This is a genomic window from Pseudonocardia nigra (assembly GCF_019396355.1).
GTDB lineage: Bacteria > Actinomycetota > Actinomycetes > Mycobacteriales > Pseudonocardiaceae > Pseudonocardia > Pseudonocardia nigra.
On the sequence record NZ_JAHKRK010000329.1, the window covers coordinates 1 to 5944 of the forward strand.

Genomic DNA, 5944 nt, shown 5'->3' on the forward strand with positions numbered 1-5944 from the left:
GGGCCACCGCGCGGTCGCCACCCGCTACGACAAGCGCGACTACATGTTCCGCGGAACCATCGACGTCGCCTCGATCAGGATCTGGCTCCGCGACCCCGTCCCATGATCCAAGGGACACGCTCTAGCGTGGACAGGACGTTCTTCGGCAGCGGGGCCAGGGTCGCCACCGCGTACAGCACCACGAACAGCGCCGGCGCCGCCGCCCCGGCCGACGCGACGTCCGCACGCAGCCGCTCCACGTCGGGAACGCCGACGACAGCCGCGACGAGCACGGCGACCGCGACGACGGCGGCGAGTGCGATCGCCCGCACCCACACCGCCCACCCGGCCTTCCGCGCACCGGCGCCCTCCCCGGGCTGATGATCGAGTCCGTCCCTCGGACCGGCCGGATCCCGCTGTTCACTCACCCCGACTCGCGCACATCGACGCCACCCGAGAAGGCGACCCGGCCCTTCACCCGCCGGGCGAACGGGAGCGGATGCGGGTAGGACCACGCGGCGTCGTGCAGCTCCGTCCCGTTCACGGTCAGCGTGTAGTAGCGCGCCACCCCCTTCCACGGGCACACCGACGTGGTGGTGCTCGGTCTCAGCGCCCCGGCCCGCACCGCGGACATCGGAAAGTAGGCGTTGCCCTCCACCAGCACCACGTCGTCGGAGGCGGCCAGCCGCTCCGCGCCCACCCACGCCGAGCGGGTCACCGGGGTCCGCCGCGCCCTGAGCAGGCCCACCAGCACGACCACCAGCGCGCCCGCCGCTCCCGCCGCCAGCGCCTCCGCGGTGGCGGCCGGAAACCCCAGCACGGTCGGACCGCGCAGCAGCCCGGCCGCGGACAACCCGAACGTCACCACCGCGGCGAACACGAAACCCGCCGCACCCGCCCACGCGACCCGCGTCCCGGCCACCCGATCACCGACCCGCAGGTCCTGCGCAACCACCCATGGCCAGGCGGCGGCGAGCAACGCCGGTGCCAGGTGCCAGCTGGCGGCCGGGCGCCACAGCGCGAGCAGCACCCATCCCAGCGCGACCGCGGCACTCCATCCGGCGCCCGCGAGCAGCGAGCGGCGACCGCCGCCGGATGCGGGCCCGACGAGCGACTCCGCATCGTGCGGGTACTCCGCGCGGATCGCCGCGACCACCTGGGGCACCGACGGGTTGACCAGTGCCCGCGCACCCACCAGCACCGTCGGCACCGTCTCGTCGCCCCCGGTCGCCGCCCGCACCTGCGCCGCCGCAGCCGGGTCCGTCCAGATGTCGCGCTCGACCGTGGCGATGCCGGCCCGCGTCAGACCTCTGCGCAACCGCGAGCAGAACGGGCATCCCGCCCGCCACAACACCTCGACGCGGGCCGCCGATGCGGATGACTCGTTCACGTGATCTCCCCTGTGGCCCTCGCGACCCGGCTACTGCTCGGTGCGGAGGAAACCCTGCTCGCGCGGATCCGATTCCCGGTCGCGGCCGCGTCCGGACGGACGAGGGCTGCCGGTCGGGGCGCTACCGGCCACGCCGGCGCAGGCGGCGGACGGCGGCACGGGCCTCGGGCAGCGCGGCGGGCAGGGCGGCGATCTGCGCCGCCGCCGCGACCGTGCACCAGAAGCACAACTTGCGGTGCTTGGTGAGCTGCTCGGCGGTCAGGACGAGCCCGCCCGCGGCGTCGCTTGCGGTTTTGGCGGCGAGCAGCAGCGGTAGCCAGGGGCGCGTGCGGGCGCGGTGCCGGTCACCTGCGCCGGCGAGCACCAGGGTGGCCGCTGCGCTGAGCAGCCCGATGGCGGCGTCGGGGGTCTTCAGTTCCTGGTAGGCCTCCCCGGAGGCGTCGACGGCGGCGGCGTCGAAGATCGCTAGCGGCGGCTCGGGGAGCCGGCGCAGCAACCCGAACTGGTAGAGCCCGACGACGCCGAGAGCGAACCCCGCAAGCGAGGTGAGGCCGGCCACCCGTCGCCGCTGCTCCAGGAAGTCGCCGGTCCCGCGCCGGAGGTCGTCGCTCACCCGCTCCGCTGCCGGTGAGCTCGAGCGCCCGACCCCGCCCGGCCCCGGTCGCACGGCCCCCGCGGGCGGCCCGGCGGGACGCTTGCGCACGCCTGATCTCATGGCTTCTCCTTCGTCGACGAGCACTGCCGGGCCTGTACCCGTGGACGGCGCACCCACTCCGCGCAACCTCGTGATCGTCAGCCGCCTGACATCCCTGTGTGGAGCAGGCCGTTCGCGGGGACAGATCGAGCGACGGCGAGGAGGAACCATGCGACGAGTCGGCAGGTCCGGTTGGGCAGCCGGGCGCGAGGGGGCCGGCACCGCGGCCGCCGGTGCAAGCGCAGCCGTGCTCCTGAGGTGGGTCCGGCATGGGCGGAGGGTCTGACGTGCGGGACGGTGACGCGGCGACGACCGTCGCCGACTACGGCTTTCTGTCCGACTGCCAGTCCGCGGCGCTGATCAGTACGCGGGGGTCGATCGACTGGTGGTGTGTGCCCCGGTTCGACTCCCCATCGATCTTCGGGCGGCTGCTCGACCCCGCTGCGGGCCATTGGGCGCTGGCGCCCGTCGAGGAGTTCACGGTCACCCGCGACTACGTCGGGGATTCCCTGGTCCTGCGCACGCAGATGCGGACCGCGAACGGAGGCGTTGCGGTGACCGATGCGCTGAGCCTGGCGCCGGGCGCCCGCGGGCACGAGATCGGCATGCACGTCCCGCACACGCTCCTGCGCACCGTCGAGGGCGTGCAGGGCGAGGTGGAGTGCGACGTCGTGGTCGCTCCCCGTCTCGAGTACGGGCTCACCCTTCCCCGATGGGGACGCAGTGACGACGGTTCCTGGACGTGCCGGGCCGGGCCGGTCGGGCTGCAGATGCACACCGACGTGCCGCTCGACCCCGGCGGCGGTGACCTGCGTGGCCGCTTCAGTGTGCGGGCCGGCGACCAGGTGGCCTTCCGGCTCGCCTACGCCCCGCCCTACGACGACGTCGAGCCGCTGCGTATCGACTCCGCCGAGGCACTGGAGGAGACGATCCGGGGCTGGCAGTCCTGGTCGGACCAGCACCAGCGTTACCAGGGCCGCTACCGCACGCAGGTGCACCGCAGCGCCCTCGTGCTGCAGGGACTGACCTACCAGCCGAGTGGCGCCATCGTCGCCGCGGCCACGACGTCGCTGCCCGAGGAACTGGGCGGAACCCTCAACTGGGACTACCGGTTCGCCTGGCTGCGCGACATCAGCCTCGCCATGCAGGCCCTGTGGGTCGCGGCCTGCCCCGACGAGGCCAACCGCTTCTTCGACTGGGTCGCGGGGGCGATGGGACAGCTCGGCGGTGCACCACTGCAGATCATGTACGGCGTCACCGGGGAGCGGGACCTCACCGAACACAGCCTGGATCACCTCGCCGGATACCGGGACAGCCGCCCGGTTCGGGTCGGCAACGACGCCTGGCGCCAGCGCCAGCTCGATGTCCTCGGTGAAGTGCTCTTCGCCGCCGACCTGCTGCGCGATCAGCTCGGCGAGCTCGATGAACCGACGCGTGAGCTGCTCGTCTCCCTCGCCGACCAGGCCGCGGCCGACTGGACCCGGCCCGATGCCGGCATGTGGGAGGCCCGAGGCACCGAGCGCCACTACACGTCGTCGAAGGTCATGTGCTGGGTGGCGCTGGACCGGGCGGTGCGCCTCGCCGACCGGTTGGGGCCGCGCGCCCGACCCGCGGAATGGGCTCGGGCCCGCGACGAGGTGCACGCCGCGGTGCTCGAGCAGGCGTGGTGCGAGGAGATCGGCACGTTCGCCGGGGCGTTCGGCTCCGACCGGCTCGACGCCTCGCTGCTCCTGATACCGCTCGTCGGGTTCCTCCCGGCGGCGGACCCGCGGATGCTGGCGACGATCGACGCGATCCGCGATCAGCTCGCCGACGGCGCGCTCATTCGCCGCTGGAAGGGCGACACGGCCGGGTTCACCATCAGCAGCTTCTGGATGGTGGAATGTCTCGCACTGGCCGGTCGCGTCGAGGAGGCCACGGCGTCGTTCGAACAGCTGCTGGACCTGGCAGGCGACCTCGGCCTCTACGCCGAGGAGATCGACCCGGGCAGCGGCGAGCAGCTGGGCAACTATCCGCAGGCGTTCTCCCACATCGGCCTCGTCAACGCCGCCTGGCAGCTCACCCGGGCCGGCGAGGGTATTGGACGCGGGCGCACCGGGTAGTCCGAGGTAAGAGGCTCCATTCGCTCGTCACGTCATGACAGCGGGGAGAGGAACGTTCCATGTCGACCGAGTACCGCTATCCGCATTTCCGACGCGGCCTGCTCGCCGAGGACATGTCCTTCACCGGGGGCGTCGCACCCGGCGGCCGCTTTCCCCGGTTCGATCTGCCGACGGTCGACGGCGGGCGGGCGACGACCCGCGACATGGTGGCCCGGCGGCCGCTCTTCGTCTACTTCGCGTCGGTCACTTGACCGATGACCGCCAGCGCCGGTCCGGCGCTGCGAGAGATGCATGCCGAGTTCGGGACCGCGTTCAGTTCTTGAGCCTCTACGTCCGCGAAGCCCACCCTGGTGACGCTACCCCCAGCACGCGGATCCGGACACGAAGATGGCGAACGCCATGGCGTACGCCCGGCGCGAGGAGATCTCCTGGCCGGTCGCGGTCGACGACATCGACGGCGAGCTGCACCGTGCACTCGATCCCAAACCCCATGCCGCCTACCTCGTCGACCCCGACGGACCGTGATGTTCCGCGCGCTGTGGGCCAACGACCCCCGGCCACTGTGCGAGGCCCTGCGCATGGCCGCGAGCGGCAGGCGGGGGCCGATCGGCGAGGGCGAGGCCAAGCTCGGAGCCATGGTGCGGGGCACCGGCGAGATGTGGCCGACCCTGTCCGCGGCCAGGCGGGTCGCGCTGCGGGATGTTGCACGCCCGGCCCCGCCGATGTGGCTGTCGGCCCGGGTCGCGAACGTGCTCCGACCGCTGCCGTCACTGATCCGCGGTGCTGTCGCGACCGCGCTGCCGATGTTGGCGACGGCCGCAGGAGGCATCCTCGCGTGGCGTCGGATGCGCCGGACGCGCCCGGAGGCCGGGGCCGGTCGCCGTCAGCGTGACAGCGCTGCGCGGCCGCTCACGCCTGCGGCTGGTGGTCCCGCTCCTCGGGCTGATCCTCGCCCAGCGCTGCGCGTAGACCCGCGTATCCGCCCTCTCCGGCGAGCCGCCGCGAGGCCGTCCGGAAGTAGTCGGCTCCGGCGCTGATGCCGAGACCCTCCACCAGCCGGTTCATCAGGTTGAACAGCGCACACACGCTGACGGCGTCGTGCAGGGCCTGTTCGCCCCAACCCGCCGTGTAGACCGCATCCACCTCGGCGTCGGTCACCCGCGACGGTGTGAGGGTCAACGTCCGAACCAGCTCGAGCACCGGCTTCATCGGTTCCTCGATCGGCGCACTGCGCACGTCGGCGAGCAGCGCGGACACCAGGTCCTCCGACATCCCGAACGCCGCCGCGGTCGCGCTGTGCACGCCGTGGCAGTACGTGCAGGCGTTGAGCGCGGACACGTAGGCGGCGATGAGCTCCCGTTGGGCCACGGTGAACGGCGACTCGCCGCGCAACAGGGCCTGGTGATAGTCGAGAAGCGGCGCCGACGGCGCCGGGAACCGGCGGAACACGTCGAGCAGCACGGCATCCGACCCGAGCGAGGGCAGATGGGCCACGCCGTCACCTCCACACCTTGGACACACGGGAGGACCAGTCTGGCATCGTCACCCGGCTGCCGGACGGCGCGGCCGCGCAACCCGCCTCATGCCTCCTCATATTCGGCCTGACCTGCGTCTTCCCCGGATGGGATGCATCTGGTGGCAATGCCGAAGATCGTCGCGGTGATCCGGGTTCCTTCTGTGCGGACACACCCGGTGCCCGCGTCGCGGGCGGTGGATCCGGAGATCCCGACGCCGCTCGCCGACCGACAACGGAAGGACAGCCTGATGCGCATCGTCAAG

7 protein-coding genes are annotated in these 5944 nt (G+C 72.6%); 3 read left to right on the plus strand and 4 right to left on the minus strand.

What is annotated here, in order from left to right; translation table 11 throughout:
* Positions 1–74: 74 nt before the first annotated feature.
* The 3 genes from KME75_RS39325 to KME75_RS39340 form a co-directional block, all read right to left on the minus strand.
* The gene (locus KME75_RS39325; RefSeq protein WP_219420069.1) at positions 75–407 is read right to left on the minus strand and encodes a hypothetical protein; all 333 of its coding nucleotides are present in this window, start codon (positions 405–407) and stop codon (positions 75–77) included.
* On the minus strand, positions 404–1369 hold the full coding sequence (locus KME75_RS44440) for a DUF427 domain-containing protein (protein ID WP_308283471.1): 966 nt from the start codon (positions 1367–1369) through the stop codon (positions 404–406). Before KME75_RS44440 ends, KME75_RS39325 begins: the two co-directional genes overlap by 4 nt.
* Before the next feature lie 121 nt (positions 1370–1490).
* The gene (locus tag KME75_RS39340; protein WP_219420070.1) at positions 1491–2084 is read right to left on the minus strand and encodes a vitamin K epoxide reductase family protein; all 594 of its coding nucleotides are present in this window, start codon (positions 2082–2084) and stop codon (positions 1491–1493) included.
* A gap of 248 nt (positions 2085–2332) precedes the next feature.
* Here KME75_RS39340 and KME75_RS39345 point away from each other — a divergent pair, with 248 nt between their 5' ends.
* The 3 genes from KME75_RS39345 to KME75_RS39355 all read left to right on the plus strand — a co-directional run bounded on the left by KME75_RS39345 (position 2333) and on the right by KME75_RS39355 (position 4690).
* On the plus strand, positions 2333–4165 hold the full coding sequence (locus KME75_RS39345) for a glycoside hydrolase family 15 protein (RefSeq protein WP_219420072.1): 1833 nt from the start codon (positions 2333–2335) through the stop codon (positions 4163–4165).
* Positions 4166–4224: 59 nt separating this feature from the next.
* The gene (locus KME75_RS39350) at positions 4225–4416 is read left to right on the plus strand and encodes a hypothetical protein (RefSeq protein ID WP_219420074.1); all 192 of its coding nucleotides are present in this window, start codon (positions 4225–4227) and stop codon (positions 4414–4416) included.
* Between the two features lie 136 nt (positions 4417–4552).
* Complete coding sequence (locus KME75_RS39355) at positions 4553–4690, plus strand: hypothetical protein (protein ID WP_219420075.1); 138 nt, start codon at positions 4553–4555, stop codon at positions 4688–4690.
* Positions 4691–5074: 384 nt separating this feature from the next.
* On the opposite strand, the gene KME75_RS39360 is transcribed toward KME75_RS39355, so the two are convergent.
* Positions 5075–5659: a carboxymuconolactone decarboxylase family protein gene (locus KME75_RS39360; RefSeq protein WP_219420076.1), complete on the minus strand. Its 585-nt coding sequence runs from the start codon at positions 5657–5659 to the stop codon at positions 5075–5077.
* Positions 5660–5944: the final 285 nt, after the last annotated feature.